The organism is Vreelandella sp. V005, from assembly GCF_052645115.1.
The window spans coordinates 899,690-926,341 of sequence record NZ_JBQXYA010000001.1 but is presented as its reverse complement, the minus strand read 5'-3'; the positions used below and the strand labels follow the sequence as shown (position 1 = coordinate 926,341).

At 58.1% G+C, this 26,652-nt stretch carries 27 protein-coding genes; 6 read left to right on the top strand and 21 right to left on the bottom strand.

Annotation, left to right across the window (positions count from 1 at the left end):
- Positions 1 to 45 precede the first annotated feature (45 nt).
- Positions 46 to 849, top strand: a complete 804-nt coding sequence (locus ACUN8H_RS04250) for a tRNA-uridine aminocarboxypropyltransferase (protein ID WP_445530901.1) — start codon at positions 46 to 48, stop codon at positions 847 to 849.
- A gap of 17 nt (positions 850 to 866) precedes the next feature.
- Here ACUN8H_RS04250 and ACUN8H_RS04245 read toward each other — a convergent pair whose 3' ends face one another.
- The 7 genes from ACUN8H_RS04245 to def form a co-directional block, all read right to left on the bottom strand.
- On the bottom strand, positions 867 to 2,150 hold the full coding sequence (locus tag ACUN8H_RS04245; RefSeq protein WP_445530900.1) for a TraB/GumN family protein: 1,284 nt from the start codon (positions 2,148 to 2,150) through the stop codon (positions 867 to 869).
- A gap of 43 nt (positions 2,151 to 2,193) precedes the next feature.
- Entirely contained in the window at positions 2,194 to 3,642 is a 1,449-nt protein-coding gene (locus ACUN8H_RS04240) for a TrkH family potassium uptake protein (RefSeq protein ID WP_445530899.1), read from the bottom strand.
- A gap of 52 nt (positions 3,643 to 3,694) precedes the next feature.
- On the bottom strand, positions 3,695 to 5,068 hold the full coding sequence (gene trkA / locus ACUN8H_RS04235) for a Trk system potassium transporter TrkA (protein WP_290698682.1): 1,374 nt from the start codon (positions 5,066 to 5,068) through the stop codon (positions 3,695 to 3,697).
- A gap of 164 nt (positions 5,069 to 5,232) precedes the next feature.
- Positions 5,233 to 5,439: a dodecin gene (locus ACUN8H_RS04230; RefSeq protein ID WP_240717036.1), complete on the bottom strand. Its 207-nt coding sequence runs from the start codon at positions 5,437 to 5,439 to the stop codon at positions 5,233 to 5,235.
- A gap of 48 nt (positions 5,440 to 5,487) precedes the next feature.
- Positions 5,488 to 6,825, bottom strand: a complete 1,338-nt coding sequence (rsmB, locus tag ACUN8H_RS04225) for a 16S rRNA (cytosine(967)-C(5))-methyltransferase RsmB (RefSeq protein WP_445530898.1) — start codon at positions 6,823 to 6,825, stop codon at positions 5,488 to 5,490.
- On the bottom strand, positions 6,822 to 7,814 hold the full coding sequence (fmt, locus tag ACUN8H_RS04220; protein WP_445530897.1) for a methionyl-tRNA formyltransferase: 993 nt from the start codon (positions 7,812 to 7,814) through the stop codon (positions 6,822 to 6,824). The genes rsmB and fmt overlap by 4 nt, the downstream gene beginning before the upstream one ends.
- A 63-nt stretch (positions 7,815 to 7,877) precedes the next feature.
- Positions 7,878 to 8,390 carry a peptide deformylase gene (def, locus tag ACUN8H_RS04215; RefSeq protein WP_445530896.1) on the bottom strand — a complete coding sequence of 171 codons (513 nt, stop codon included), beginning with the start codon at positions 8,388 to 8,390 and terminating at the stop codon, positions 7,878 to 7,880.
- 192 nt (positions 8,391 to 8,582) lie between these two features.
- Here def and ACUN8H_RS04210 point away from each other — a divergent pair, with 192 nt between their 5' ends.
- From ACUN8H_RS04210 to aroE, 5 genes are all read left to right on the top strand, one after another.
- Positions 8,583 to 9,647 carry a LysM peptidoglycan-binding domain-containing protein gene (locus ACUN8H_RS04210; protein ID WP_445530895.1) on the top strand — a complete coding sequence of 355 codons (1,065 nt, stop codon included), beginning with the start codon at positions 8,583 to 8,585 and terminating at the stop codon, positions 9,645 to 9,647.
- Positions 9,648 to 9,664: 17 nt separating this feature from the next.
- Positions 9,665 to 10,774: a DNA-processing protein DprA gene (dprA, locus tag ACUN8H_RS04205; RefSeq protein WP_445530894.1), complete on the top strand. Its 1,110-nt coding sequence runs from the start codon at positions 9,665 to 9,667 to the stop codon at positions 10,772 to 10,774.
- Positions 10,775 to 10,814: 40 nt separating this feature from the next.
- Entirely contained in the window at positions 10,815 to 11,372 is a 558-nt protein-coding gene (locus ACUN8H_RS04200) for an L-threonylcarbamoyladenylate synthase (RefSeq protein WP_445530893.1), read from the top strand.
- Between the two features lie 75 nt (positions 11,373 to 11,447).
- A complete protein-coding gene (gene hemF, locus ACUN8H_RS04195; RefSeq protein ID WP_445530892.1) occupies positions 11,448 to 12,401 on the top strand; it encodes an oxygen-dependent coproporphyrinogen oxidase in 954 nt (317 codons plus the stop codon).
- Positions 12,398 to 13,216 carry a shikimate dehydrogenase gene (aroE, locus tag ACUN8H_RS04190; protein ID WP_445530891.1) on the top strand — a complete coding sequence of 273 codons (819 nt, stop codon included), beginning with the start codon at positions 12,398 to 12,400 and terminating at the stop codon, positions 13,214 to 13,216. Before hemF ends, aroE begins: the two co-directional genes overlap by 4 nt.
- Positions 13,217 to 13,294: 78 nt before the next feature.
- Here the strand turns inward: aroE and ACUN8H_RS04185 are convergent, their stop codons facing one another.
- The 14 genes from ACUN8H_RS04185 to ACUN8H_RS04120 all read right to left on the bottom strand — a co-directional run bounded on the left by ACUN8H_RS04185 (position 13,295) and on the right by ACUN8H_RS04120 (position 26,614).
- On the bottom strand, positions 13,295 to 13,555 hold the full coding sequence (locus ACUN8H_RS04185; protein ID WP_445530890.1) for a hypothetical protein: 261 nt from the start codon (positions 13,553 to 13,555) through the stop codon (positions 13,295 to 13,297).
- Positions 13,556 to 13,598: 43 nt separating this feature from the next.
- A complete protein-coding gene (locus ACUN8H_RS04180; protein ID WP_445530889.1) occupies positions 13,599 to 14,402 on the bottom strand; it encodes a M48 family metallopeptidase in 804 nt (267 codons plus the stop codon).
- Between the two features lie 122 nt (positions 14,403 to 14,524).
- Positions 14,525 to 15,139, bottom strand: coding sequence for a hypothetical protein (locus tag ACUN8H_RS04175; protein WP_445530888.1), 615 nt, complete (start codon positions 15,137 to 15,139; stop codon positions 14,525 to 14,527).
- 230 nt (positions 15,140 to 15,369) lie between these two features.
- Positions 15,370 to 16,773: a ribosome biogenesis GTPase Der gene (gene der / locus ACUN8H_RS04170; RefSeq protein WP_445530887.1), complete on the bottom strand. Its 1,404-nt coding sequence runs from the start codon at positions 16,771 to 16,773 to the stop codon at positions 15,370 to 15,372.
- On the bottom strand, positions 16,770 to 17,954 hold the full coding sequence (gene bamB, locus ACUN8H_RS04165; RefSeq protein ID WP_445530886.1) for an outer membrane protein assembly factor BamB: 1,185 nt from the start codon (positions 17,952 to 17,954) through the stop codon (positions 16,770 to 16,772). Before bamB ends, der begins: the two co-directional genes overlap by 4 nt.
- The gene (locus ACUN8H_RS04160) at positions 17,951 to 18,607 is read right to left on the bottom strand and encodes a YfgM family protein (RefSeq protein WP_445530885.1); all 657 of its coding nucleotides are present in this window, start codon (positions 18,605 to 18,607) and stop codon (positions 17,951 to 17,953) included. Before ACUN8H_RS04160 ends, bamB begins: the two co-directional genes overlap by 4 nt.
- A gap of 47 nt (positions 18,608 to 18,654) precedes the next feature.
- A complete protein-coding gene (hisS, locus tag ACUN8H_RS04155; RefSeq protein ID WP_445530884.1) occupies positions 18,655 to 19,956 on the bottom strand; it encodes a histidine--tRNA ligase in 1,302 nt (433 codons plus the stop codon).
- A 61-nt stretch (positions 19,957 to 20,017) separates the two neighbouring features.
- Positions 20,018 to 21,133: a flavodoxin-dependent (E)-4-hydroxy-3-methylbut-2-enyl-diphosphate synthase gene (ispG, locus tag ACUN8H_RS04150; RefSeq protein ID WP_445530883.1), complete on the bottom strand. Its 1,116-nt coding sequence runs from the start codon at positions 21,131 to 21,133 to the stop codon at positions 20,018 to 20,020.
- Positions 21,134 to 21,141: 8 nt separating this feature from the next.
- The gene (locus ACUN8H_RS04145; protein ID WP_445530882.1) at positions 21,142 to 22,209 is read right to left on the bottom strand and encodes a RodZ domain-containing protein; all 1,068 of its coding nucleotides are present in this window, start codon (positions 22,207 to 22,209) and stop codon (positions 21,142 to 21,144) included.
- A 47-nt stretch (positions 22,210 to 22,256) separates the two neighbouring features.
- Positions 22,257 to 22,991, bottom strand: a complete 735-nt coding sequence (pilW, locus tag ACUN8H_RS04140) for a type IV pilus biogenesis/stability protein PilW (RefSeq protein ID WP_445530881.1) — start codon at positions 22,989 to 22,991, stop codon at positions 22,257 to 22,259.
- Positions 22,992 to 23,134: 143 nt separating this feature from the next.
- Positions 23,135 to 24,364, bottom strand: coding sequence for a 23S rRNA (adenine(2503)-C(2))-methyltransferase RlmN (gene rlmN, locus ACUN8H_RS04135; protein ID WP_445530880.1), 1,230 nt, complete (start codon positions 24,362 to 24,364; stop codon positions 23,135 to 23,137).
- 89 nt (positions 24,365 to 24,453) lie between these two features.
- Positions 24,454 to 24,879 carry a nucleoside-diphosphate kinase gene (gene ndk, locus ACUN8H_RS04130; protein ID WP_290698612.1) on the bottom strand — a complete coding sequence of 142 codons (426 nt, stop codon included), beginning with the start codon at positions 24,877 to 24,879 and terminating at the stop codon, positions 24,454 to 24,456.
- A gap of 211 nt (positions 24,880 to 25,090) precedes the next feature.
- Positions 25,091 to 25,417, bottom strand: a complete 327-nt coding sequence (locus ACUN8H_RS04125; RefSeq protein ID WP_445530879.1) for a HesB/IscA family protein — start codon at positions 25,415 to 25,417, stop codon at positions 25,091 to 25,093.
- Positions 25,418 to 25,447: 30 nt separating this feature from the next.
- On the bottom strand, positions 25,448 to 26,614 hold the full coding sequence (locus ACUN8H_RS04120) for an aminotransferase class V-fold PLP-dependent enzyme (protein WP_445530878.1): 1,167 nt from the start codon (positions 26,612 to 26,614) through the stop codon (positions 25,448 to 25,450).
- Between the last annotated feature and the right edge of the window lie 38 nt (positions 26,615 to 26,652).

Genomic DNA, 26,652 nt, shown 5'->3' with positions numbered 1-26,652 from the left:
CTCTGCGCCCTTTTAGTCTTAGTTTCCCTACTCTTTGGAGCGCGGATGTCTGCTTTTGAAAGCTCTGTTGATGAGAGTGCTTTGAACGATCGCTCTATTGATCATGGCACCGTCACTCATGATTCAGATGCGGAGCACCCGCGCCCGCCCAGGCGTGAATTCAAAGCTCGCGGCAGTTTTGTTACGCGCTGTGAAGGTTGCAATTTACCGGCGCTAAATTGTTTGTGTCCCTATCAAGTGAAGGCGCAAAGCGTTGCTCAGGTATGGCTGTTAACGCATCCGATAGAGCACTACAAACCGACGAATACAGGTCGCTTGATTGGTGATGTGCTTAGCGAGACTCGAATCTTTACTTGGTACCGTAAGGCGCCGGATGCACAGCTGGCAGCGCTGTTGAAAGACCCCCGCTATGCCCCCTTTGTGATTTTCCCCGATGACCAACCCGACTATGCGGATCGGGTAGTGGGTATCGAGGCGGTTCACAAGGAGAAAGAGCAGGCGCGTATTCCAGTGTTTATCATTTTGGATGGCACTTGGCGTCAGGCACGGCGGATGTTTCGCAAGAGCGCTTACCTTGATCCACTTCCCGTACTGCCGTTGAATACCGAGCGGGAGACGCGCTATCGGCTGCGCAAACCGGCGTCAAAAGCGCATTTGTGTACGGCGGAAGTGGCGATTGAACTGCTGCGTCAAGGCGGGGATACGGTTGCTGCGGATGTGCTGGATGATTACTTTGAGGTGTTTAACGATAGCTACGCGGCAAGCCGCTTGCACCACAGAATCGACTCACCGACTGCGGCGATGCGGCGCCTATTAGCCAAGCAAGAAGCAGCGCCCATTGAGCAATGAGCGCTGTGATAGTCTATTTACGCGCTGCCACTGCCAAATAGAGCGCCGGCGATTCTGAACCCGGCTACCCAGGTGCCAATGGCAGACCCCAAGGTGGCCAGAATGAACACCAAAAGGGTGCGCGATACACGGTTTTGCCACCAGCCTTTTAATTGCGTGACATCATGGCGCAGCGATGAAAAATCGCGCACTTTGGGTTTGCGCATATAAAGCTCAACCCCAGCGGCGACAAAGCCTGCTCCAATCGTTGGGTTCAACGAGGTCAGCGGAGCGGCAAAGAAAGTCGCAATCACGGTCACCGGGTGCGCCAGGGCAATGATGGTCGCCCCGCCAGAGAGAATGCCGTTAATCAAGAACCACTCAAGTACCAACTGCCAGCCAAGGTCGGTATTACGCGAAAAACCAATCGCAAAGCCGGTGAGGACCAGCGCGGTAATCAGCCACGGCAGCGCTTTCCACAGTTTGGACGGCGGTGGCGTGGCTTCCAGCGATTCGCGCTCTACTTTAGGGTCGGCGGGCAGTGGGGCTTCCAAGTGTTCGCCGGTGCCTTTTAGGTGGCCCGCACCGATCACCACCAGCACATGCTGGTAACGCCCCGGCGGCGCCTCTTCGGCCAAGCGAAGCGCCATGTAGCGGTCGCGCTCGCGAATCAGCGGCGAATACAGCGCTTCGGACTCCGCGGCAAATTCGCTGAAGGTCGCTTCCAGCATATCACCCTCTTTGAGCTTTTCGATGTCTTCTTTAGAGACATCCTGCCGGGAAAGTACGCTGCCGATAAGCCCAGAAAAAAGCGAAAAGCGCTGCCACCACGGCACGTTGCGGTAGATGCGCTTCAGCGTTACGCCTACATCCCGGTCAACTAAGAGTAACGGTAGCTGGCGCCGGCTGGCTTCTTCCACGGCGGCGCGCATTTCTGCGCCAGGCTGGATGCCGGATTGATCGGCGATCCGTTGTTGAAAAGCGCCGAGCGCCAGGCTCGCCGCGACCATGCCTGCCTTGCCTTCTCTGAATACCTGGAAAAGATCCTGCTCGCCCATGGCGTCGGGGTTCGACATGCTGTGGTGGCGGGCATCACACAGCTCAATAGCGACCGCATCAAAAGCGTCACTTGCCAATAGCGCCCGCACATCGTCGGCGCTTTCAGCCGACACATGGGCCGTTCCCAGCAGCGTGTAGCGGGTTTCGCCGATCGTGAAGGTTTTTAATGGCCCGCTAGTGGCCGGCAGCGAGCTGGGCGTTTGCGCCAGTGGCCCACGCGCTTGCTGAGAAGCTTCTTGGTGAGACGTATCATCTTGGTTCATTAACAGCTCTCAAATCGATCAATAAGGGGCAGGCGTGAAGTGCTTAACGCCGCCAGAAAGCGGGCGTAAACAGTACGAGCACGGTAAAAATTTCCAGGCGTCCTAGCAGCATGGCCAGTACCAGTATCCATTTTGCCAAAATGGGCATTTCGCCGTAGTGGGCGCTAGCCTCACCCAGTGCGGGGCCTAGGTTATTAAGCGCTGAGCCCACGGTGGTCCACGCGGTTACCTGATCAACGCCGGTCGCCATTACCCCGACTAACATGAAAAAGAACAGCAGTACGTAAACGGAAAAGAATCCCCATACCGCTTGGGCAATGCTGTCTGGCACGCTGACCTTGCCCACTTTGACGGCAATGACCGCATTGGGGTGGATTAAGCGCATGATTTCGCGCATGCCTTGTTTAAGGATCAAAATAATCCTTATCACCTTCATGCCGCCACCGGTAGACCCAGAGCAGCCACCCACAAAGGCGGCGACAAACAGCAGAAAGGGCAGGGCGCCTGGCCACATGGAGAAGTCAGCGACACTGAAGCCAGCGGTCGTGGCGACCGAGACCACCTGAAAGACGCCGTGCCGTAAACCACGCAGCGTATCGTAGGTGTCCGTTAGCCACAGCGACAGCACGGTCACGACGATCAGGGCCAGCAAAAAAAGCATCAAAAAACGCGCTTCAGGGTCATGAAAATAGTGCATCAAACTTTTTTCACGCCATGCAATGAAATGCAGGCTGAAACTGAACGCTGAAATAAGCATGAAGGCGACACAGATCAACTCAATCGTGGCGCTATCAAAATAGCCAATGCTGGCATCGTAGGTAGAAAAGCCACCGTTGGCGATGGTGGAAAAGCTGTGGCTCAAGGCATCGAACCAGCTCATGCCCGCCAACATATAAGCCACCATGCAGGCCACAGTGAGCGTGGCATAGATATACCACAGCGCCTTGGCGGTTTCGGTGATGCGCGGCGTTAGCTTGGAGTCCTTGAGAGGGCCTGGTATCTCGGTACGGTAGAGGGCCATGCCGCCGACCCCGAGCGTGGGCAGGATGGCAACGGCCAGTACGACGATCCCCATGCCGCCCAGCCACTGGAGCTGCTGGCGGTAGTAAAGAATCGATTCGGGCAAAAAGTCGATGCCGGTGATCACCGTGGCACCGGTGGTGGTCAGGCCGGAAAACGACTCGAATACCGCATCGGTAATGCTTAGCGAGCCTTCGCCAAACAGCATTAGGGGGAGTGAGCCGAACAGGGCCAACACCGTCCAGAACATGGCAGCGATAATAAAACCATCGCGGATACGCAGCTCTTTTTGCGAACGTCGATTAGGTAAATACAGCAGCAGCCCGGTGGCCACCGAAATAGCGATACCGCTGATGTAAGCACTCCAGACGCCGTCGCGAAACCAGAGAGAGATTAGCGTTGGGGGCAGCATGGTAAGACTGAATAGCATCAGCAGCAGCCCCAAAATGCGCAAAATAACCCGCAGACTCATGGTTGTTGCATGCTCCTGTTATTGGCTGCCAGCGGCAGTGGTTCGGGGGTTATCAAAAGAACGTGAGACCGACTTGGAACAAGCGCTCCACATCACGAATGCGGCGTTTGTCGATCACAAACAGAATCACGTGGTCGCCGCTCTCCACCATCACGTCGCCATGGGCGATGATGACCTCTTTACCGCGCACAATGGCGCCGATCGTGGTGCCTTCGGGTAGATCGATCTCACGAATGGTGCGCCCAACCACTTTAGAGGACTGCTTGTCGCCGTGGGCGATCGCTTCAATCGCTTCTGCGGCACCCCGGCGCAGTGAGTGGACATTGACGATGTCGCCGCGGCGCACATGGGTCAGCAGGCTGCCGATGGTTGCCTGCTGAGGCGAAATGGCGATATCGATCTCGCCACCTTGCACCAAGTCTACATAAGCGGCGTTGTTAATCAGCGTCAGCACCTTCTTTGCGCCTAACCGCTTGGCCAGTAGCGACGACATGATATTGACCTCGTCGTCGTTGGTCAGCGCGCAGAAGATATCGCACTCTTCGATATTCTCTTCTTCAAGCAGCCGTTTGCTGGTGGCGCTGCCGTGAAGCACCACGGTGCGATCAAGCCGCTCAGAGAGCGTGGTGCAGCGTTCCAGGTTGTGCTCGATGATCTTGACCTGGTGGCTATGCTCCAGATGCTCCGCCAGCCGTTCGCCGATATTGCCGCCCCCTGCAATCACCACCCGGCGAAAATCCCGCTCGACCCGGCGCAGCTCGCTCATCACCGCGCGAATATCCCGCCGAGCGGCGAGGAAGAAGACCTCGTCGTCGGCTTCGATGACCGTATCGCCACGGGGAATGATTGGTCGGCTACGGCGATAGATCGCCGCCACGCGGGTATCCACATTAGGCATATGGCGGCGCAGAAACGCCAAATCCTGGCCCACCAGCGGGCCACCATAGAATGCTTTTACCGCTACTAGTTGCACCAGGCCACCGGCAAACTCCAGTACCTGTAGCGCACCGGGGTGCTCAATCAGGCGACGCACGTGATCGGTGACCACCTGCTCAGGGCTGATCAGTACGTCGATGGGAATCGCTTCGTGGGCAAACAGCCCCTTGCGGGTGAGGTACGCTGTAGCGCGCACCCGGGCAATTTTGGTGGGAGTGCGAAACAGTGTGTGGGCCACTTGGCAGGCGATCATATTGATTTCGTCGCTATTGGTCACGGCGATCAACATGTCGGCGTCTTCGCAGCCTGCTTGGCGCAGCACGATCGGGTAGGAGCCCGCGCCGGTCACGGTGCGGATATCGAGTTTGGTGTGCAGATCGCGCAGCTTTTTCGCGTCGGTATCCACGACCGTAATGTCGTTTTCCTCGCGAGCGAGGTGTTCTGCCAAGGTGCCGCCGACCTGGCCGGCGCCGAGAATGATGATTTTCATTGCTGAGCATCGGTTCCATTAAAAGCGCCAGCGCGATGTCGTTAAGACCAGAAGGCGGTCTTAGGACGCTGTTCTGACCCGCAAGGGGGCAGGAGGGTCTATCATGCGCTGCAATAAAGACGGCGGCCAGTGTAAACCAGCCGCCGCTGAAAAGCAGGTGAGGCTTATTCTAGCGTAAAGCCGACTTTAACCGTCACTTGCCAGTGCGCCACTTGGCCATCTTCAATGTGGCCACGGGTGTCGACCACTTCCAGCCAGCGCATGTGCTGGATGGTTTCGGATGCTTTGGCCAGTGCGTTCTGAACGGCTTCTTCGATCCCTTTCTCTGAAGATCCGGTCAGTTCTACGTGCTTGTAAGTATGATGACTCATAGTGTCTCCTTCCTTGTCATAAATTCACTGCCTTGGCATCAGTGGTGCCTAGACAGACCGCTTCTCTAGTCTGGCATAAAAAAAGCCATCGTGGCTGCCCTGTGCCGGAAACAGTTGGCGACCCGCGCCGCTGACAATGCCCCAGGCAACGTCGTTAGGCGTAGTCACATGAGCGTCAGGCGTGCGGGCAAGAAACGCCTCAATTTGCTCACTGTTCTCTTCCGGCAGAACCGAGCAGGTGGCGTAGAGCAGGGTGCCGCCTTCGCGCAGCATCGGCCAGAGGTTGTCTAACAGCTGGCGCTGAAGCTTGGCCAAGGGGCGAATATCGTCTTTACGGCGCAGTTTTTTGATATCCGGGTGGCGGCGGATAACACCGGTACCCGAGCAAGGCGCATCGAGCAAAATGGCATCAAAGGGCGTGCCACTCCACCAGTCACGCTCGGTGGCATCGGCGTGTTCGAGCACCGCTTCGACGCCTAACCGATTGAGGGTATCGTCTACCCGTGCCAGGCGCTGGTTATCGCTATCGATTGCGATTAGGTTGATATCGAACTGCTCCAGCAAATGCGCGGTTTTACCGCCAGGCGCACAGCAAGCATCCAAGACGTGGGCACCGGGGCGAGGCGCTAAAGCAGGCCCCAGCAGCACTGCCGAGAGCTGCGCCGCTTCGTCCTGAACGCTGACGTGCCCCGCGTCAAAGCCGGGAAGCGTGCTGACATCGCAGGGCGTTTCCAGCGTGATCGCATCGGGGGCGTGGGGGCATAAGTGGCCGCTCAATCCCTGCTCGGTCAACAGCGAGAGGTAGGCTTCACGGTCGTTGTGATGCTGATTCACTCTTAACGTCATCGGCCCCGGCTGGTTATTGGCTTCTACAATAGCGCGCCACTGCTCAGGCCATGCCTGACGCAAGGCGTTAAGTAACCAGGACGGATGCTCTAACGCTACACTCTCCTCCTTATCTACCTGCGCCTGAAGCGCCTCTGACTCGCGCTGTAGACGGCGCAGGCAGCCATTGAGTACGCGGGTGGCCCACTCTTTCTTGAGTAAGCGCGCCGCCCCTGCGGTTTCGCCGACCGCCGCATGGGCGGGAATACGCATGTAGAGCAACTGGTAGATACCCAGCAGCAGCAGAGCCTGCACATCGCTATCGCGTTTCTTGAAAGGCTGCTTAAGCAGAACGCTGGCTAATGCTTCCAGGCGGGGTAAGCGGCGGCAGGTGCCAAAGCAGAGCTCTTTGAGCAGCCCACGATCACGGGCCACCACACTATGTTCGTCCAGCCCGGCCAATGAACCTTGGTCGCTGAGTACCGGCGCCAGTGCGCGGGCCGCAGCGGCGCGTACTTCCTGGCCACTGCCACCGCTTGGAGGGGGGCGCTTTTGGCTCATGGTGTATCTCCTTCACTGGCCTGAGCCGTTGGTTTGCCTAAGTGAGTGCCGGTAGCAAGGCGCGCGTGGCGCGCATTGAGTAGCTCTCGAACGGCCATCGCTTTGCCGCCGGGCAGCTGCGCGATGGTGACACACAGCACGTCGCGACCATCGCTGCCGCAGGCAATGCGCAGATGGTCGTCACCGTGCTCAAGTAGCGTGCCGGGTTCGTTCGGCGGGTGGTCGCCTGTTTCGGCGCTTGCCATCAGCAGTCGCAGGCGATCATCGCCCAGCGCACACCAAGCAACCGGCCAAGGATTGAACGCACGAATTTTGCTGGCCAATTGGAGAGCGGGCTGGTGAAAATCGAGTTCGGCTTCCGCTTTGCTGAGTTTAGCGGCGTAGGTCACGCCTTCCTCCGGCTGCGGCGTGGCGGTAATGGCGCCCTTAGCTAGATCATCCAGCACGGTCACGAGTGCATTGGCGCCTTGAACCGCGAGGCGGTCATGTAACTCGCCACCGGTGGTGCGTGACGTAATCGGCGTGCGCACTTCAGACAGCATTGCGCCGGTATCCAAGCCCGCGTCCATCTGCATGATGGTGACGCCCGAGACGCTATCGCCCGCTTCGATGGCCCGCTGAATGGGCGCCGCGCCGCGCCACCGGGGCAGCAGCGAGGCGTGAACGTTAACGCAGCCTAAGCGCGGTATGTCCAACACGGCTTGGGGAAGCAGCAGCCCATAAGCGACCACGACCATGATGTCCGCATTCATCGCCGCTAGCTGGGCTTGTGCAGCGGACTCTTTTAAGGTTTGGGGCTGATAAACGGGCAGGTCGTGCGCTAGCGCCAGCTGTTTGACCGGGCTGGGCGTGAGTTTGCGGCCCCGCCCGGCAGGGCGGTCGGGCTGGGTGTAAACCGCGACTACCTGGTGTTGGCTTTCCAGCAGCGTTGCCAGACTCGAAGCGGCGAATTCAGGCGTGCCGGCAAAAACAACGCGCAATCGTGACATAAGTTGAGGGCTACCTGGCGTATCGAAAATGTAAGCAGGAAAAAGGGATCAGTAGAAAAGGACTTAGGCGTCCTGGATCTGCTTATGGCGTTTCTGCATTTTTTTGAGAATACGGTCACGCTTAAGCGGCGACAGGTAATCAACAAACAGCACGCCCTCTAGGTGGTCGTACTCATGTTGAATACAGTGTGCCAATAAACCGTCGGCCTCAAGCTCATAAGCATCGCCATTACGATCCAGCGCATTGAGCGTCACATTAAGATAGCGTGGCACTTCGGCGTAATACTCGGGAATCGACAGGCAGCCTTCTGACAGCGGCTCTTTTTCCTCGCCTATCGGCGTGTAGCGCGGATTGATGAGGACCAGGGGTTGGGAGTTGTCGTCGCTGACATCCATTACTACCACGCGCCGGTGGACATCGATCTGCGTGGCGGCGAGACCGATACCTCGGGCGTCATACATGGTCTCCAGCATATCATCGACGAGTTTACGCACTTCATCATCGACGGTTTCCACCGCGGCTGCCTTGGTGCGCAGGCGCTCATCGGGGAATTCAAGAATAGGAAGTTTGGCCATGGCGTTACAATCACCGTTATGCTGAGTCTAAATTAAGTCAAGCTAGGCAGTGACGAGCGTCTTCTCGCCTAGGTACTTTATGATGGGTCACTATATCATGCTGTCAACGTTTCTGGGCATGGCTGGCTGGAGCGAGGGGCGTGTTATCAATCATAGTGTATTCGTAAGGATACCCTCACAAGGGAGAGCAGGATGGCGGCGAAACAACACGCCTTTCGTGACGCTTTTGGGGCACTGCTGCTGAGTGCAGCCTTGCTAATTAGCGCGGATACAGCGGCGTGGGAGCGTCTGCGCAGCGATGCACCCGAGCGCTATCAAGTGGCTGCTGGCGATACGCTGTGGGCTATCGCCGGGCGTTTTCTATACGCCCCATGGCAATGGCCTCAGCTGTGGCAACACAACCCGCAAATCGCCAATCCACATTTGATTTACCCAGGTGATGTGTTGGTGCTGAGCGACTGTCAGGGCACTCCCTGTTTAGCGTTGGAGCGTGGCCAACAGGTGGTAAAGCTTTCACCCCAGGTGCGTACATTGCCGCACCGTGAGGCGATTGAGCCCATTCCGATGGCGGTGGCGCGCGCCTTCCTGCGCGAACACCGCGTGGTAGATGATCGAGAAGGGCTACAAGAGTTGGCGTATGTCGTCGCAGGGAATGATCATCGCCTGATCAGTGGTGCCGGGGATCGAATCTATGTGCGCGGTGAGGTGCCGCGGCTTGGCCGAGTGGGGATTTTTCGCCCATCCGAGCCCTACCAGGCGATGGATGGCACGCCGCTGGGGTTAGAGCTGATCAGTGTGGGGCAGGCTCGCCCTATCAGCCGTGAAGGCGATCTGGCGCAGCTTGAGGTCATCAGTTCACATCAGGAAGTACGCATTAACGATATTATCTTGCCGCTGGAAGAGCGCGAGCTAAACAGCGAGTTTATGCCCCGTGCCCCGTTAAATGACGTCGAAGGGCAAATTATTGCCGTGCCAGGGGGCGTGCGCTTTATTGGTCGTTATCAAATCGTTGCGCTTGATCGGGGGACCCTGGATGGCTTGCAGGCAGGCCATGTGCTGCGCGTTAATCAGCAGGGGGAGTTGATCAATGATCCTCGTACCCAGGAACTGGTTCAGTTGCCCAGCACTGAGGCAGGCGTGGTGATGGTCTTCAAGCCCTATGATCACGTCAGCTACGCCTTGGTGATGCAGGCGTCGCGTGTATTGGCAGTCGGCGATCAAGTTGCGTCACCGACTAACGAGCGGGCGCAATACTGAGTGATTAAGGAGAACCTATGGACGCCCAGGCGTGGCTGGTGGTCAATTCGTTAACTGGCATGGGCGCGTTGCGTATCGCCCAGTTAGTGGCACGTCAGCCGGCGTGGCCAGCGGGTTGGTTGGCCGCACTGCCCAGCCGCGCGGCCAACGAGCTGCGCCTTTGGCTGGAACATCCTTCTCGCAGCCCGCTGCAAAAGGTGGTCGATGAGACCCTGGCGTGGCAGCAGGGCGGGCCAAGCCGCCACCTGTTGCATCGCGACCATCCCGCTTGGCCTGCATTGCTAAACGAGTTACCCGACCCGCCCGTGGTACTTTGGGCCCAAGGCGACCTTGGCGCGCTGGAGGGCCCCAAGCTTGCCATGGTGGGCACCCGCCGCCCGACCAGCGAAGGTACCCACAACGCCCAAACCTTTGCCCGCGACCTGGCCCGACGCGGTTGGTGCGTGGTCAGCGGCATGGCATTGGGTGTCGATGGCGTCGCACAGCGCGCCGCACTAGAGGCGGGAGGGCGCACCGTTGCGGTACTCGGTTGCGGTGTCGATGTGATTTATCCCGCTTCTCATCGCGATCTCCATGAGCAGCTCAGCCGTTTACCTGGCGGGCTGCTGTTGTCAGAGCATCCGCCTGGTACCATCGCACGGCCCGCGTTTTTTCCTCGCCGCAATCGCATCGTTACCGGCCTGTCACTCGGCACACTGGTGGTGGAAGCGACCGAAAAAAGCGGCTCGCTGGTCAGCGCGCGGCTCACCTTGGAGCAGAATCGTGAGCTGTTTGTGCTGCCGGGCTCGTTGCACAACGTGCAGGCCCGCGGCTGTCTGACACTGCTGCGCCAAGGCGCGGCGCACCTGGCCTGTAGTGTTGACGATATCATCGCCGATCTCGGCCACTGGGCGGAGGCGTTTATTCCACTCGAAGACGCCGTTCAGCCAAGCTTGTCCGCTACGCCGGCTGAAAACTTACCCGATTCCTTATTAGCATCCCTCTCGGCCACGCCGACACCGATCGATCTATTGGTACATGCCACGGGCGTGACGGTGAGTGACTGCCAACAGCGCCTGCTGATGCTTGAATTGGAGGGCTGGGTAAGCCAGCAGGCGGGAGGCTGGGTGCGGCTACCGCGCTCATGATAGGATGCGGGCATGTTCGCCCTGACGGTGAGGAGAAACCATGAGTTTAGCTGCTGATCTAGCCCCTGCCATTAGCGCGCTGCGTGCCGGGGGCGTGATTGCCTGCCCCACCGAAGCGGTTTGGGGACTGAGCTGTGACCCCGAAAACGACGAAGCCTTGGCGCACCTGATGCGCATGAAAGAGCGCGACCCCGCTAAAGGCGTTATCCTCGTTGCCGCCCGTATCGAGCAGTTCCAGCCCTGGTTGAGCCAGCTTCCGCTAGCGCTACATGCGCCTTTGGCCGCTAGTTGGCCGGGGCCTAATACATGGTTAGTGCCTGATAACGGCCGCAGCCACGGGCTGGTCAGGGGCGCCCATGAGCGCGTAGCGCTGCGGGTCACCGACCATCCGATGATGAAAGCCTTATGCGACGCCTTTGGTGGGCCGCTGGTCTCGACCTCGGCCAATCGCGCCGGGGAGCCCCCCGCCATGAGTGCTGCCGAGATCACCGCGATCTTTGGCGATGAAGTCGCTTACTTGGTGGAAGGTGAGCTGGGGGGCAATGCCAAGCCCAGTACGATTAGGGATTTAGTCACGGGCAAGGTCATGCGTGCTTAACCGGCACTTCGCAACTCACCACTGACGGCTACCCACTTACCGCGTTACATTCACTATTTACCTCCAGGAGTTCCCGTGGCACACGAGCACCTTGATGACGTTAAACACTACCTTCTTGATCTGCAGGAGCGGCTTTGCGCGGGATTAGCAGACGCCGACGGGGCTGCCCGGTTCCAAGAAGATAGCTGGGAGCGTGAAGAGGGGGGCGGCGGTCGTTCGCGAGTGATGACTCATGGTGGCGTGTTTGAAAAAGGCGGTGTTAATTTCTCGCATGTCTATGGCACTCAACTGCCGCCGTCGGCCACTGCTGCGCGCCCAGAGCTTACCGGGCGTAGCTTTCATGCGGTGGGCGTTTCCTGGGTGCTGCACCCGGAAAATCCCCATGTGCCGACCAGCCATGGCAATGTGCGCTTCTTTATTGCCGAGAAAGTCGGCGAACCGCCGGTATGGTGGTTTGGCGGGGGCTTCGACTTAACGCCCTTTTACCCCGTGATGGAAGATGTCGTGCACTGGCACCGCGTGGCCAAAGCCGCCTGCGACCCTTTTGGCGAAGACGTTTATGAACGCTATAAAACATGGTGTGACGAGTACTTTTACCTCAAGCACCGCAATGAAACCCGGGGTGTGGGCGGGCTGTTTTTCGACGACCTGAACGACGGCGAGTTTGCCGAGTGCTTTGCCATGCAGCGCGCGGTGGGCGACAGTTTTTTAGACGCCTATCTCCCCATTGTCGAACGCCGGAAAAATGCCGCCTGGGGCGAGCGCGAACGCGAGTTCCAGCTCTACCGCCGGGGCCGCTATGTCGAGTTCAATCTGGTCTGGGATCGCGGTACGCTGTTTGGTCTACAGAGCGGCGGGCGCACCGAATCGATCTTAATGTCGATGCCACCGCTGGCGCGCTGGGAGTACGCCTTTGAACCCCAACCTGGCAGCGCCGAAGCACGTTTGCAGGATTTTTTGCATCCCCGCGACTGGCTAGGCGAAGCTGCTGAGGATGCAACCTCTAACGATAGCGGAGAGCCATCATGAGCGATCGCTACTGCGTATTTGGCAACCCCGTTAAGCACTCCAAGTCACCGCTGATCCAGTCTGAATTTGCCCATCAAACGCAGCAAGCGTTGGAGTATTCCGTCCAGGAAGCGCCGCTTAATGGTTTTGCCGCTGCATGGCGCGCCTTTGTTGACGCAGGCGGGCGCGGTGCCAACGTGACCGTACCATTCAAAGGCGATGCCTTTGCGCTTTGCGATACCTTGAGTCATCGCGCGCGCCGGGCTGGCGCGGTGAATACGCTTATTCTGGGGGGGAATGGCCGCACTTACGGCGATAACACCGATGGCATTGGTTTGGTGCGCGATTTGACCTATCACCGTGTGGCGTTAGCCGGAAAGCGTGTATTGGTGCTGGGCGCAGGCGGCGCCGTACGTGGCATTCTCGAACCACTGCTGGCCGAGCAGCCCGGCGAGGTGGTGGTGGTCAATCGTACCGCCGCCAAGGCCGAACAGTTAGCCAGTGATTTTGTCGATCTGGGGGCTATTCAAGGCGGCGGTTTTGATACCGTCAACGGCACTTTTGATGTGGTCATTAACGGCACCAGCGCCAGTCTCTCTGGCGATTTACCGCCGCTACCGGACCGTTTGTTCAATGCCAACGCCTGGGCCTACGACATGATGTATGGGCCCGAGCCGACGGTGTTTCTGCAGTGGGCAGGCCCGCGTGGTGCAAAGCTACTTGACGGTTTGGGCATGCTGGTCGAGCAGGCCGCCGAGTCGTTTTTCCTGTGGCGCAACGTCAGGCCAGATACCATCCCCGTGCGTGAAACACTACGCCAGTCGCTTAACTATTGATAACCTCCTCCAGGCAATAGCACATAAAAACGGGGGCGGATAACTAATCCGCCCCCGTTTTTATGGGGCTGCTCTGGGTCACTTTGCGCGTTTGACGTAAAGTCCTACCATGCACATTGCTAGGCCAACCACCGAGAGTACCATCCCACCATTGACCAGGAGGGGAGAGCGCTGCAGCCAAGACACGAAGGGCTGCGGCGTGTCCGCGCAGACACTGTCGATATAGTTCCAGTGGCCGCCGTCTAACTGGCACGCACGCACATCGTTCAACTCCCAGAAAAAGACGCCCATCAGTACAAACAGCGGCAGCACCAGCAGCAGTAACCCTAGTCTAATCATTTAAACCTCAGAGCATGACGCCATCAGGCCACAACGTGAGCCGTTACGGGCGTGGGCAGTTGGGGGTACGACCATTGCTGCGAGCCTGCTCGTAAAGGGCAAGGGCTTGATCCATATTGCCTTGCAAGCCTTCAATGCGTTGGCCTTGGCCAGGGTGGGTCGACATCCACTCGGGAGGCGCACCGCCGCCTGTGGCTGCCTGCATGTTTTCCCACAGGGTGACGCTCTCACGGGGATTGAAACCCGCCTGGGCCATCAGATCCAGCCCAATCACATCGGCTTCGCTTTCATGGGCGCGCGAGAAGGGTAGAACGATGCCGTACTGTGCGCCCATGCCGAGCACCCCCATCAGTTGCTGGCCACCAGCGGATTGCATGCCCGAAGTGCTGGAAATAACCGACAGGCCTAACGAGGTGGCGCTCTGGGTCGAGGCGCGCTCGTTGGCGTGATTAGCCAGTACGTGACCAACTTCGTGACCAATCACGGAAGCAAGTTGGTCTTGGCTAGTCGCAATATCCAGCATGCCGGTATTCACCCCCATATAGCCGCCGGGAAGCGCGAACGCATTCGGCTGCTCGGATTCAAACACGCGGATTTGCCAGTCTAACTGCCGCTGTCCGGCGGGCAGTTCCGCCACGATGGCATCGGCAATACACTGCACATAGCGCTGACTGGCTTGACCAGCGCTGGGAAGCTCCTGCTGATATTGAGAAAATGCCTGACGGCCCATCTCATTGAGTTCACCGTCAGAGAGCAGCAGCAACTGCGAGCGCCCGGTGGGCGAGGTGGTACAAGCAGCGATAGACACACATAGGGCGGTAACAGCGAGAGGGCGAAGCCAGCGCATGAGACGGTTTCCTTATAAATGAATGGTTTTCCTGCACACAAGATAACCGCTGACAGCAGTAAATCAATCCCCCATCATAACCCACCTAGCGGCTGAGCAGGGAGGCTGAAGGGGGTTAGCGCTTAACGCTGGGGAATTAACTGCCCATCAGCGCCTACGTTTAGGCGCAGGGTGGGTGTCAACAAACCTGCTGGCAGCCGCATGCCTAAACCGCGCAGGTCGCCAGGCGTGACGGCCAGTTGACTGCCGGTCGGCAGTTCGCCCTGAGATGCCAGCTGCTTGGCAAGCTCCAGCATGGGGGCCATGCGCTGAGTGTCGGTGGCAAGCACATCAAAGGCGACCGGTAGGCGCAGATTGGCATCGCCACCAGAGGTCAGCGTGACATCCTGCTCATAGTTACCCTGCACAGGGGCAACCCCCGGCATATCCAGCGACCAGCGGAAGCCCGACATTTCCACCGGGGGCATGCCCGCCGGTAAGCCAAGCCCCATGGCAATGGTGGCCTGCACGGGCAGGCTACCGGCGCCTAGGCTTGACGCAATCAAGCTGGTTAAATCACTGGTGTCTAGCCCCGCATTGATGCTGTAAGGGCCAATACGAACATCTTCGACTCCCAGTGAGGTCACCGCCAAACGAAACGCAAACAGGCCGGTTTGTGGCAGAGCGAGACATCCAGTGAGTAGGCTGGCAACGCCAAATAGAGTCAGCCATCGCCAGTAGCGAGCAACATGAAGCATAAGACTCCCCTTAAGTAGGGCGTTAGTAGTGGAGTAACGATGCTGAGGGTAAGGTGCTAATGCGAACGTACTAGGTTCGAGCTAATAAGCGCGGCTATTTGAGGTCTGAAGTCCTTTTCTGTCAAGCGAATTTACGCATTTAGCGGCCGGTTTGATTTGAGGCTAAAATCAAAACGCCCGCTTGACGGTGCAAGCGGGCGGATTTAAATAACGATCAGTGGTTAAAGCGTTTAGCGACGGCTTTTGCGCGCCTCTTTGGTGCGGTTAAGCTCACGCTTTTTGGCTTTCTCTTTATCGCTGGCACCCGCCATGTCATCGAATGGGTTGTTGCCCGAGCGGAATTCAAAGCGAATCGGCGTGCCACGCACCTTGAGTACCTTGCGGAAGGTGTTGGTCAAATAGCGACGGTAGGCTTCGGGTAGCGACTCGGTTTGGTTTCCGTGGACAACGATAATCGGCGGATTGCTGCCCCCCTGGTGCGCCATGCGCAGTTTAATACGACGGCCGTGCACCATGGGCGGTGGGTTCTGGCTTACCGCGTCCTGGAGCAGGGTGGTTAAGCGGTTGGTCGACCAGTGGGCGTTAGCGGCGTCGAAGGCGCGATCGATCGACGGGTAGAGATCCCCCACCGCGGTGCCGTGCAGGGCAGAGATAAAGTGCAGCTCGGCGTAATCGGCAAAGCCTAGGCGACGCTTCACTTCGGTGCGCATCTTGTCCTTGGCTTCGGTCTCCAGGCCATCCCACTTGTTGACTGCCAGTACCAGCGCGCGGCCGGTGGTCAACACGTAGTCGAGCAAGTGAAGATCCTGCTCCACCAAACCGCTGGAGCCATCCAGCACCATGATTACTACATGGGACTCTTTGATCGCATCCAGGGTTTTGATGATGGAGAATTTCTCGGCGATTTCGCGCACGTTCTTACGCCGCCGGATACCCGCGGTATCGATCAGTACATAGGGCTTGCCGCGGCGCTCGAAGGGAATCTCGATAGCATCACGGGTCGTGCCCGCCTCGTCAAAAACGACGACCCGATCTTCACCGAGCAGGCGATTGACCAGCGTCGATTTGCCTACGTTCGGGCGACCAATCACGCCGATGCGAACGCCTTTGCTACCGGTGTCCGCGGGAATGCTGGCATCGCGCTCCGGGAAAGGAGCGAGCACCACATCGATGAGGGTCGACACATTACGCCCGTGAGCGGCTGCAATCGGCCACGGGTCGCCTAAGCCGAGCGACCAGAAGTCGCCCATTGCCGAGTGCTCTTCCAGTCCGTCGGTTTTATTCACCACCAACCAAGTTTTCTTCTGGTTGACCCGCAGGTGGTTGGCAATCGCCTGATCAGCGGCGATAAGCCCAGCGCGCGCATCGACCATAAACAGCACGATATCGGCTTCATCGATGGCGGCCAGGGACTGCTCCGCCATGGCGGCGTCGATCCCTTCTTCATCGCCACTAATGCCGCCTGTGTCGATGACGGTATAGACTTTATCGCCCAGCATGCCGTTGCCGTACTTGCGGTCACGGGTGAGGCCAGGAAAGTCGGCCACCAATGCATCACGCGAACGCGTTAGGCGGTTAAACAGCGTCGATTTGCCTACATTAGGCCGACCGACTAAAGCAATGACGGGTGTCATGGAGTGACTTCCAGGGTTTCCAGGCGACCGTTATTGGCCTGGACATGAATGGTGCTGCCTTCAGTGACCGGGCGTACGCTGATGCCCGAGCTGTGCACCCGAGTGCGGCCGACGATATCGCCTTCACGGGCATCAATGAGGTGAAGATAACCCTCGAAATCGCCAAAGACTAAGCGTCCATCGGCAAAGGCGGGCGCGGTGAGCCAGCGATCCTGTAGGTCGTCATTACGCCAAACTTCACGACCGCTATTCGCATCCAGCGCCACCACTTGGCTGTCGTCGGTGACGACAAACAGCAAGTCGCCGACCAGGATAGGGGTATGGCGGCTGGAGAGGTCCGCTTCCCACAGCAAGTCGCCTTGCGTGGCTTCCAGGGCAACGACGCGGCCGTTATAGCTGGTCACGAACAGGCGCCCATCCGGACTGATGATCGGCTGGCCGGAAAGATCGACCAGGCGTTCCACTTCGCTGCGGCCTTGGGGCGTCGCAATCTGCATATCCCATAGCGGTTGGCCGCTGCGGTTATCCAGCGTGGCTAAGCGACCATTGGCCAAGCCAACAAAGCTGACCGGGTCAATGGCCATCGGTGTACCGGTACCGCGCAGGGTGAGTGAAGGTTGCGAGCTGGTGTAAACCCAGCGCTCTTCGCCGCTGGCGCGATCCAACGCAGTCACGCGGCCATCGACACTCTGAACGATCAGCAGTTGCTGGTTGGCCTGGGGAGCCGCCAGCACTTCGCTGGAGACCCGAGAGCGCCAGCTTTCGCTGCCGTCACGCTGATCCAGGGCGATGACTTCACCGTTACCGGTGGCTAGATAGACCTGTCCGGCAATGGCATTGAGCGCGCTGGAAATGGTGGTTTCCAGGTCGATTTCCCACTCGACGTCGCCGTTATGGGCGTCCATCGCCATGACCACCCCTTCAACGTCAGCGGCAAACACCGTGTCGCCTTCACGGGAAGGCGCGATAGGGTAGCGAGCATGGCCTAAGCCATCGCCCACGTTCCGATCCCACTGGGTGTCTAGCGAGGAGGTCTCATCGAAGCTGCGCAGCTCTTTGGGTGTAAAGGCGGGCTCACCTTTGCTGGCGCAGCCCGCCAAGAGAGCCAGTGTCAGCGCGCCCATACTGGCGCGCATCAGCTGTTTGGAAAATCCTCGGGTAGTTAGCATGCTCATCGTCATTGTGTCGCCTCCTCAGCGCCGAGATCATCAAGCTTGAACTGCACGCCGTAAAGCGGCTGGTCTTGGGTTTGAGACACTTCTAACGCGGTTTCCCATGCCTCACGGGCCGCCTCAGTGTCGCCCTGGGCAGCAAATGCATCGCCGCGCACGTTCGCCCGTTGGGCCGCCAGTGCGTCGCTGATCGGTTCGTCCAGCAGCGCATGCGCCTGGGTGGAGTTGCCGTCAGCGAGTTCGACCCGTGCTAGGCGCAGCCACGCCAGGCTCTGCACATAACGACGCGACGAGTCAGCAGCGCTTTCCAGCGCGGTGCGCGCGCCTTCCAGGTCACCCTGCTGTACCGCCAGGCGAGCATCGAGTAGGAGGGCGAGTTCGGCATATAGCGTGTCGCCATGCTCATCGGTCAGTTCGGTGACCATATCGCGCGCACTAGCCAGTTGGTCGTCTTCAAGCTCGTTACCAGCGGTCATGCTGACCAGCTGCTGGTAACGCATAGAGGCGGCTTCGGCTTGGCCCTGCTGATAGTTCTGCCAGGCATTCCAACCGAACACACCCGCCGCTGCCAGGACAGCGCCTGCAATCAACGACATGCCGTTCTCTTTCCACCAGCGCTTAACAGCGTCTAGCTGCTCTTCTTCGCTTCTCAGCTCCACCACGGGCGGGCTCCTATTTCTCTATTGTCGTAGACACAAACAGTCGTAGGCTAAGCGCCTGGGGCTAATAGCTCACGCAGCGTAGAGCCTAAAGTGGCGAGTGGCACACGCTGTTGTTCGCGATCATCGCGTAAAAACTTGAGTGTCGCCGACTGCTGCGCGATTTCATCTTCGCCGAGGAGTATCGCCATGGAAGCGTCACTCTTATCGGCTTTTTTGATCCGGCTTTTGAAACTACCGCCCCCACAGTGAAGTTGCAGCTGCAGTTCGGGCAGTTCGCTGCGTAAATTTTCCGCCAGCGTCATCGCCGCCGTCGTGGCGTTATCGTCCATGGGGAGCACATACACGTCACAGCCGCCGAGCGCATCCTGGGGAATCAGTTCCAGGGTGTCGAGCAGTAGAATCAAACGCTCAATGCCCATGGCAAAGCCAACGGCCGGAGTAGGTTTACCGCCCAGTTGCTCAACCAAGCCGTCGTAGCGGCCGCCTGCGCACACAGTGCCTTGGCTGCCCAGTGCGGTGGTGGTCCACTCGAAGACAGTGCGGCAGTAGTAGTCGAGCCCACGCACTAAGCGAGGGTTGATCACATAATCTATACCTGCCGCTTCAAGCATCTTGGTCAGTTGCTCAAAATGCGCGCGGGACTCGTCATCCAGGTGATCCATCAACTGCGGAGCAGCATCCAGCATCTCGGCCATGGCCGGATTCTTGGAGTCGAGAATACGCAGCGGGTTACTGGTGAGGCGACGCTTGGAGTCTTCATCGAGAGCGTCTAGATGCTGTTCGAAGTAGGCCACCAGCGTGTCGCGATAGGCCGCACGCGCCTCAGACGAACCCAAGGAGTTAAGCTCAAGGGTAACGTGCTCCATGAGCCCCAGCTCTTTCCAAAGACGCGCCGAAAGCAGAATCACCTCAGCGTCGATGTCCGGACCATCAAACCCGAAGGCCTCGATACCGATTTGGTGGAACTGACGGTAGCGGCCTTTTTGCGGGCGTTCGTAACGGAACATGGGCCCCTGGTACCACAACCGCTGGGTCTGGTTATACAGCAGACCATGCTCCATCGCCGCGCGTACGCAGCTCGCGGTACCCTCAGGGCGCAGGGTCAGACTCTCGCTATTACGATCGTCAAAGGTGTACATTTCTTTTTCGACGATATCGGTCACTTCACCAATAGAGCGTGCGAACAGCGCCGTCTGCTCAACGATAGGCGTGCGAATTTCGTTGAAGCCGTAGCGCAGCATCAACTGGCGTACCCTGGCTTCAAAAAATTGCCAGCGCGGGCTGTCGCTGGGCAATAGGTCGTTCATACCACGAATGGCTTGAATCTTTTTAACGGCGGACTTGCTCAATGAAAACTCCTTATTCTGCCATCAGGCGCTGGTTGCCCAAGCTGGCAGTGAGTCCCAGCGGTTAAACGCTGCGGACAATCATCGCGTCTTGCTGCTGCTGCTTTTCGCGTACTTTCTCGCGAATCAGCTGCTCCAGGTCGTCGACCAAGTGGTCGTTACGTAGCTTGCTAGCCGGTTTGCCATCGATATAGACCAAGTTCGCGGGGCTGCCACCGGTCAGGCCGATATCGGTCTCTTTCGCTTCACCGGGGCCGTTGACCACGCAGCCAATCACCGAGACGTTCAGCGGCGTCATGACATCTTCTAACCGCTCTTCGAGCTGGTTCATGGTGCTGATGACATCGAAGTTCTGGCGCGAACAGCTGGGGCAGGCAATAAAGTTAATGCCTTTGGAGCGCAGCTTGAGGCTACGCAGCATATCAAAGCCGACTTTGATCTCTTCGACCGGGTCTGCCGCCAGAGAGACACGAATGGTGTCGCCAATGCCGTCCATCAGCAGCATGCCCAGGCCAATCGATGATTTCACCGTGCCCGAACGCAGCCCGCCCGCTTCCGTAATACCCAGGTGAAGCGGCTGCTCGATACGTGTAGCGAGATCGCGATAGGCAGCCACCGCCATAAACACATCCGAGGCTTTGACGCTGACTTTGAATTCTTGGAAATCGAGGCGATCCAGGTAGTCAATGTGGCGCATGGCGGATTCCACCAGCGCGGCCGGCGTGGGTTCGCCGTATTTCTTCTGCAGGTCTTTTTCCAGCGAACCCGCGTTGACGCCAATACGAATCGGAATGCCATGATCACGGGCGGCGCTAACCACGGCGCGCACGCGGTCTTCACGGCCGATATTGCCGGGGTTGATGCGCAGGCAGTCAACGCCGAGTTCGGCAACACGCAGGGCAATCTTGTAATCAAAATGAATGTCGGCAACCAGTGGGACATTGACCAGCTTTTTGATCTGACCAAAGGTTTCGGCGGCGTCCATATCGGGAACAGAGACGCGTACGATATCAGCACCGGCTTTTTCCAACTGCTGGATTTGCGCCACAGTGGCGGCGACATCCAGCGTGTTGGTGTTGGTCATGCTTTGAACAGAAATGGGCGCATCACCGCCCACGGCAACGCTTCCGACCTGAATTTGGCGGGAAAGACGGCGTTTTATCGGAGAAGGGGCGTACATAGGACGGGTCACTCTCCCAAGGTGAATCGGGCAACATTGTTGGCGCCTGCACGGGCGGGAAGATCGACTTCCTCGCCTAAGTAGCGCAGCTCAACGCCAGTGGCATTACCCACGGTTAAACGGAAAGGGGGCTCGCCTTCGACGCTTGTCGAGGTGCCAGGCGTTTGTAGACCAACGAAGACACGCTGGTTGGTGGCATCAAAAATTTCAGTCCACGACTGCTCGTTAAACGTCAGCTCGAGCAGGTTGGCATTGGCAGTCTGCTCCGCGGCAGCGGTTTGCTCGCTGCCGTTGTCGCTTTGCTGTGTATCATTCTGGGCGACACTGTTTTCTTCATCGCTATTTTGCTCAGCGCTGCTTGGCGCACTGCTTTCGTTGGCAGTGCTGTTCTCGCTGTCCAAAATGGAGTCGTCAAGGCCCGCGACGGCATCAGCGTCACCCTGTGCGCTGGGCGCTTGCTCCTGTGTCGCCGTAGGTGAGGGCGTGACCCTAGCCGCATCACTGGGTAGCGAATCGCTTTCTTCACCACTGGTGAAGCTGGAATTCTCCGCAGTACTCTCTTGCTCTGCTTCTGCCGGTTCATTGGCAGGTTCCGCTGGAGCGCTGGCGCTCTCCTCGGTGGACGTTGAGCCAAAACCAGGTGGCTCGTTACCTCCGCGGCTCTGCCACCACATGACGGTGACGGCAATAAGGCTGACAATCACCAGCAGGGTAACCAGCTTGAATAGCCAGGCGCCCACGCGGGAGGGGGGCCGGGCGGTAGAAACCGGGGCCACTTTGCGTTCGGTGTCGACATTGCCATGACGGGCTTGATACGCCTCAAGCACCAGTCGGTCATCCATCCCCAGATATTTCGCGTAAGAGCGCAGGTAGCCGCGGCGATAAGCGGCGACTGGGATTTCTTGATAATCATCCTGTTCAAGCCCCCCAACCACAGCGGGACGAAGATTCAATGCTTGAGCCGCCTCGGCGAGCGGGATGCCGAGCTGTTCACGTTGGCGAGCAAGCAGTTCTCCGGGTGAGGCGCCAGGGGTAGTATTTTCGATAATGTTTTCTTGTGACTGTGTATCGCTCATGGCTGAGCATCCTTCATTAAATAAGCGGTGATCAGGGCATCAATCAGTCAGTCGTTACCAAGCAAGCGCTGGTAGTCGGCAGCGACGTCATGCTCGCCGCGCTTCTGGGCGATATCAACCGCCATTCTTAGCGCTGCTTGGTCGGGCTCGGCGAGCTGTAAATACGTTTGCAGCGGTGCCCAGGCCTGAGAGAAATTGCCCTGCGAATATTCGAGTTCAGCTAACATTAAATAGCCGCGTGCGTTACGCGGATCAATACTCTGCGCGCGCGCCAATCGAGCACGCGCTTTATCAAATTCTTTCAGCGCCAAATAACACTGCCCTAAATTGGTAAATAGCTGGGCGCGGTTGGCGTACTGGGCATCCTCGGATGCGGTCTCTAACTGTGCACAGGCAGCGTTGAACTGGCCTTGCCCGTATAAAAACGCCGCGTAGTTGTTGCGGGCGCGCGTGTAATCAGGCTCGGCGTTAACCGCCTGCTGAAAGTAGTCGTTGGCAAGCGCGCTTTCCCCCTGGCGCTGATAAACCAGCGCGAGTGCTTGCAGTGCCTCGGCATGGTGTGGGGCAATTTCAAGCGCCCGATCCAATGCATTGAGCGCGCGGGGAAGATTGTTACGTTCCAGGTAAGCAGCGCCTAACTGGGTGTAGGCGTCAGCCGCTTCTGGATTGGCTTGAGGTGCCTGGGTACTGGACGAAGCACAGCCGGCAAGCCACAGGCTACCGATAAGCACGGTGAGCATGGGCACCCTGGAGGGGTGTTGGCGCCTGCGGTGAGCGATCATGTAAATCCTCTTGTGGTGAACGTCCAACAACTAGCCTGATGCTACATAAAAACCGTGACCATCAAAGCGCCGTGCTAGGTGGAAGTCAAGATAAGCCCTTTACTGCGCTCAGTAGACTCGCCGTACATGCTGGCCAGATAACGTTAGTCGGCATCGAGCTGTACCGACTGAATATAGCGGGCACTGCGTTTGGTGCGGTCTTTAACACGCCCAACGAGCTGGCCGCAGGCGGCATCGATATCTTCGCCGCGGGTCGTTCTCACCGTCGCGTTATAGCCCAAATCGTAGAGCCACTGCTGGAAACGCATGACTTGGTTTCGCGATGGCTTTTCGTACCCTGAATTGGGGAACGGGTTAAACGGAATAAGGTTGACCTTGCACGGCAGCTCTTTAAGTAGTGCAGCGAGCTGCTCGGCGTGTTCCTGCTGATCGTTAACGTCTTTAATCAGCGTATATTCGATCGTGACCTGACGGTTGTCGGGACACTTGGCCAGGTAGCGGTGACACGCATCCAGCAGGGCACGAATATTGTACTTACGATTGATCGGCACCAGCTCGTTGCGCAGCTCGTCGGTCGAGGCATGCAGCGAAATCGCCAGGCTGACATCCATTTCATCGCCGAGCTTGTCGATCATCGGCACTACACCCGAAGTCGACAGCGTCACACGGCGCTTGGACAAACCGTAACCGTTGTCATCAAGCATTAGCTTCATGGCGGGCACAACGTTGTCGAAGTTGAGCAACGGCTCGCCCATGCCCATCATGACGACGTTAGTCACCGGGCGATTTGCCGTATCTCGACGCGGGCCAACGCTACGCTGGGCAACCCAGACCTGGCCGATAATTTCAGCCGCGGTTAAATTGCGCTGAAAGCCCTGCTTGCCGGTAGAGCAAAAGCTGCAATCCAGCGAGCAACCGACCTGAGAAGAGACACACAGCGTACGGCGTTTGCCATTTTCGGCTGGGATCAACACCGTTTCCACGTAGCTGCCATCTTCCACCTCCAGCACCCACTTACGGGTACCGTCGCTGGAAGTCCCTTCGTACACCACGCCGGGCCCGCGAATTTCTGCCAACCGGGCCAGCTTTTCACGCAGCGGTTTGGAGAGGTTCGTCATGGCAGCAAAGTCATCGCTGCCCTCCTGGTGAATCCACTTCATTAGCTGCGCAGCACGAAACTTCTTTTCGCCGATCGACAAAAAGAAGGCTTCCATCTGCTCACGGGACATGCCGAGCAGGTTTTGGCGCTCAGGCGTCGCTTTTGCAGCAGGCGTGCTCGCGGCGTCAGTACTATTCGTTTCAGCACTATCAGTTTCAGTACTGTCGGCGCCGGGACGGGGGGCGGGCGTATGTTGGGCTACAGTGGTGGTCATGGCGGTCAGCGTTATAGAAAGGGGCGGGGGCGAGGCCCCCGCAAAATGGCCGGCAACGAAAGTTGATACGGCAGCGCTAACGGAAGGGCTTAGCGCGGGCAGATTTCGTCGTTGCCAAAGAAGTAGCTAATTTCACGTTCAGCGCTTTCAGGAGAATCTGAACCATGGACAGCATTCGCATCGATTGTTTCCGCAAAATCGGCGCGAATAGTACCGGCTGCCGCTTCTTTCGGGTTGGTAGCGCCCATCAGGTCACGGTTTTTAGCAATAGCGCCTTCACCTTCGAGCACTTGTACCACTACCGGGCCAGAGGTCATGAAGCCAACCAGGTCTTTAAAGAACGGACGCTCTTTGTGTTCTGCGTAGAAACCACCCGCTTTCTCTTCAGAAAGGTGAACCATCTTGGCAGCAACGACCTTTAGGTTGGCTTTTTCAAAGCGCGCGATGATCTCACCGATAGCATTTTTAGCAACGGCATCCGGCTTGATAATAGAAAGTGTACGTTCAGTAGCCATGGTAGTGGTCTCCATAAAAAGGGGCTAAGCAAAATTGCCGCCCCAGAAAGCCAGGGCGGCCTAGAAATAAATCGGCTAATAGCGTTCCAGCAGCTAGCGCTTTACAAGCAAACGGGCGCACCCGGCTGCCTGTCGTTAGGTACCCAGGGGCGCGATTATAACGCTTAAGCCAAGGGATGAATACCGGTGATGAGGCCTGTCCGAACAAAGGCTAAACCGTAAAGCTTTCGCCACAGCCGCATTCATCTTTGACATTGGGATTGTTGAAGCGGAAAAAGCGGTTCAGTCCTTCGCTGACATAATCCACTTCGCTGCCGTTAAGCATTTCGACGGCATCGGGGGTGACGTAGACGCTCGCGCCATGTGCTTCAAAATGCACTTCTTCTTCGCTGACGGTGTCAGCAAAATCGAGCACGTAGCTATAGCCGGAACAGCCGCTTGGCTTGACCGAAACGCGCAGGCCAAGCCCTTGGCCACGCTCATCAAGCACGTGACGAATCTGTTGTGCGGCAGCCGGGGTAATATTGAGTGTTGCCATGAGGCGTCCTCCTTAAAAATAGTCAGCCGCTTAACGGGGCGGTGTTCGTAAACCGCTCACCGCGTGGCGTATGAGCGTTAGCGCATGATCAATGTCGGCTTCGGTGGTAAAGCGCCCGAAGCTAAAACGCAGCGATGAAAGCGCAAGCGCTCGCGGCGTGCCGATGCCAAGCAGTACGTAAGAGGGATCGACGCTGGCCGAGTTGCACGCCGAACCGGTAGAAACGGCTACATCGCGCAGCGCCATCAGTAGCGATTCACCGTCAACCCCTTCAAACGCTAGGTTGAGAATGTTGGGAACCGCATTGTCGAGTGGCGTGTTAGCAAAAACACCATCAACGCCCTCAAGGCCGCGCAAAAAACGCTGCTGCAAATTCGTGATATGGGTGTTGTCTTCTTCGTACTGTTGCTGCACCAGCGCAAAGGCTTCTCCCATACCGGCAATTTGGTGCGTGGGTAAGGTGCCGGAGCGCATGCCGCGTTCATGACCGCCCCCATGGATTAAGGCTTCAACGCGAATGTCGGGGTGGCGCTTTACATACAGGGCGCCGACACCTTTCGGGCCATAGGTTTTGTGCGCGGAGAGCGACATCAGATCAACCTGTTGGGCCACTACATCCAGAGGAATACGCCCCACCGCTTGAGCGGCATCGGTATGGAAGACCGCACCAAACTCATGGGCAACGGCGGCCAGGGCGGCAATATCGTGGATGCTACCTAGCTCGTTATTGACCGCCATGAGTGAGACAAGGGCGGTATCATCGCGCATCGCGGCGCGCAGCTGCTCGGGTTGGATGCAGCCATCCTGACCAGGCGTAAGCCACGTCACCTCAAAGCCCTCTTTCTCCAGTGCATGGGCAGTGTCTACGATGGCTTTATGCTCAATCGTCGAGGTCACCAGATGCAAGCCGCGTTCGCGATTGGCACGCATAAAGCCAATCAGCGCTAAGTTATCCGCTTCGGTGGCACCGCTGGTCCAAACGATTTCACGCGGGTCGGCGCCAATCGCGTCGGCCACTTGGCGGCGTGCCTGCTCAACCACCTGTTCCGCCTGCCAACCTAACATATGGCTGCGCGAAGCCGGGTTGGCGAACAGCTGGTCAACCGTTAGGTAGCGCTGCATCACCTCGACCACGCGGGCATCCGCCGGCGCGGTGGCGGCGTAATCCAGGTAAATGGGCAGCGTGGGTGTGGTCATCGTTACGTTCCGGCGGTTGATCGGTGCATTAATGGGGC

Excerpts from the sequence above, each read along its gene's own strand:
- fmt (WP_445530897.1), bottom strand. The coding sequence starts at position 7,814 with ATGTCACGATTGCGCGTTGTTTTTGCCGGCACGCCTGAATTCGCCGCT.
- ACUN8H_RS04185 (WP_445530890.1), bottom strand. The coding sequence starts at position 13,555 with ATGATTAGACTAGGGTTACTGCTGCTGGTGCTGCCGCTGTTTGTACTG.
- pilW (WP_445530881.1), bottom strand. The coding sequence starts at position 22,991 with ATGATCGCTCACCGCAGGCGCCAACACCCCTCCAGGGTGCCCATGCTC.
- ACUN8H_RS04145 (WP_445530882.1), bottom strand. The coding sequence starts at position 22,209 with ATGAGCGATACACAGTCACAAGAAAACATTATCGAAAATACTACCCCT.
- ACUN8H_RS04125 (WP_445530879.1), bottom strand. The coding sequence starts at position 25,417 with ATGGCAACACTCAATATTACCCCGGCTGCCGCACAACAGATTCGTCAC.
- aroE (WP_445530891.1), top strand. The coding sequence starts at position 12,398 with ATGAGCGATCGCTACTGCGTATTTGGCAACCCCGTTAAGCACTCCAAG.
- ispG (WP_445530883.1), bottom strand. The coding sequence starts at position 21,133 with ATGTACGCCCCTTCTCCGATAAAACGCCGTCTTTCCCGCCAAATTCAG.
- ACUN8H_RS04200 (WP_445530893.1), top strand. The coding sequence starts at position 10,815 with ATGAGTTTAGCTGCTGATCTAGCCCCTGCCATTAGCGCGCTGCGTGCC.
- bamB (WP_445530886.1), bottom strand. The coding sequence starts at position 17,954 with ATGACGATGAGCATGCTAACTACCCGAGGATTTTCCAAACAGCTGATG.
- ndk (WP_290698612.1), bottom strand. The coding sequence starts at position 24,879 with ATGGCTACTGAACGTACACTTTCTATTATCAAGCCGGATGCCGTTGCT.
- ACUN8H_RS04175 (WP_445530888.1), bottom strand. The coding sequence starts at position 15,139 with ATGCTTCATGTTGCTCGCTACTGGCGATGGCTGACTCTATTTGGCGTT.
- ACUN8H_RS04245 (WP_445530900.1), bottom strand. The coding sequence starts at position 2,150 with ATGAACCAAGATGATACGTCTCACCAAGAAGCTTCTCAGCAAGCGCGT.
- ACUN8H_RS04240 (WP_445530899.1), bottom strand. The coding sequence starts at position 3,642 with ATGAGTCTGCGGGTTATTTTGCGCATTTTGGGGCTGCTGCTGATGCTA.
- ACUN8H_RS04210 (WP_445530895.1), top strand. The coding sequence starts at position 8,583 with ATGGCGGCGAAACAACACGCCTTTCGTGACGCTTTTGGGGCACTGCTG.
- ACUN8H_RS04230 (WP_240717036.1), bottom strand. The coding sequence starts at position 5,439 with ATGAGTCATCATACTTACAAGCACGTAGAACTGACCGGATCTTCAGAG.
- ACUN8H_RS04180 (WP_445530889.1), bottom strand. The coding sequence starts at position 14,402 with ATGCGCTGGCTTCGCCCTCTCGCTGTTACCGCCCTATGTGTGTCTATC.
- dprA (WP_445530894.1), top strand. The coding sequence starts at position 9,665 with ATGGACGCCCAGGCGTGGCTGGTGGTCAATTCGTTAACTGGCATGGGC.
- rlmN (WP_445530880.1), bottom strand. The coding sequence starts at position 24,364 with ATGACCACCACTGTAGCCCAACATACGCCCGCCCCCCGTCCCGGCGCC.
- ACUN8H_RS04250 (WP_445530901.1), top strand. The coding sequence starts at position 46 with ATGTCTGCTTTTGAAAGCTCTGTTGATGAGAGTGCTTTGAACGATCGC.
- rsmB (WP_445530898.1), bottom strand. The coding sequence starts at position 6,825 with ATGAGCCAAAAGCGCCCCCCTCCAAGCGGTGGCAGTGGCCAGGAAGTA.
- der (WP_445530887.1), bottom strand. The coding sequence starts at position 16,773 with ATGACACCCGTCATTGCTTTAGTCGGTCGGCCTAATGTAGGCAAATCG.
- ACUN8H_RS04120 (WP_445530878.1), bottom strand. The coding sequence starts at position 26,614 with ATGACCACACCCACGCTGCCCATTTACCTGGATTACGCCGCCACCGCG.
- def (WP_445530896.1), bottom strand. The coding sequence starts at position 8,390 with ATGGCCAAACTTCCTATTCTTGAATTCCCCGATGAGCGCCTGCGCACC.
- trkA (WP_290698682.1), bottom strand. The coding sequence starts at position 5,068 with ATGAAAATCATCATTCTCGGCGCCGGCCAGGTCGGCGGCACCTTGGCA.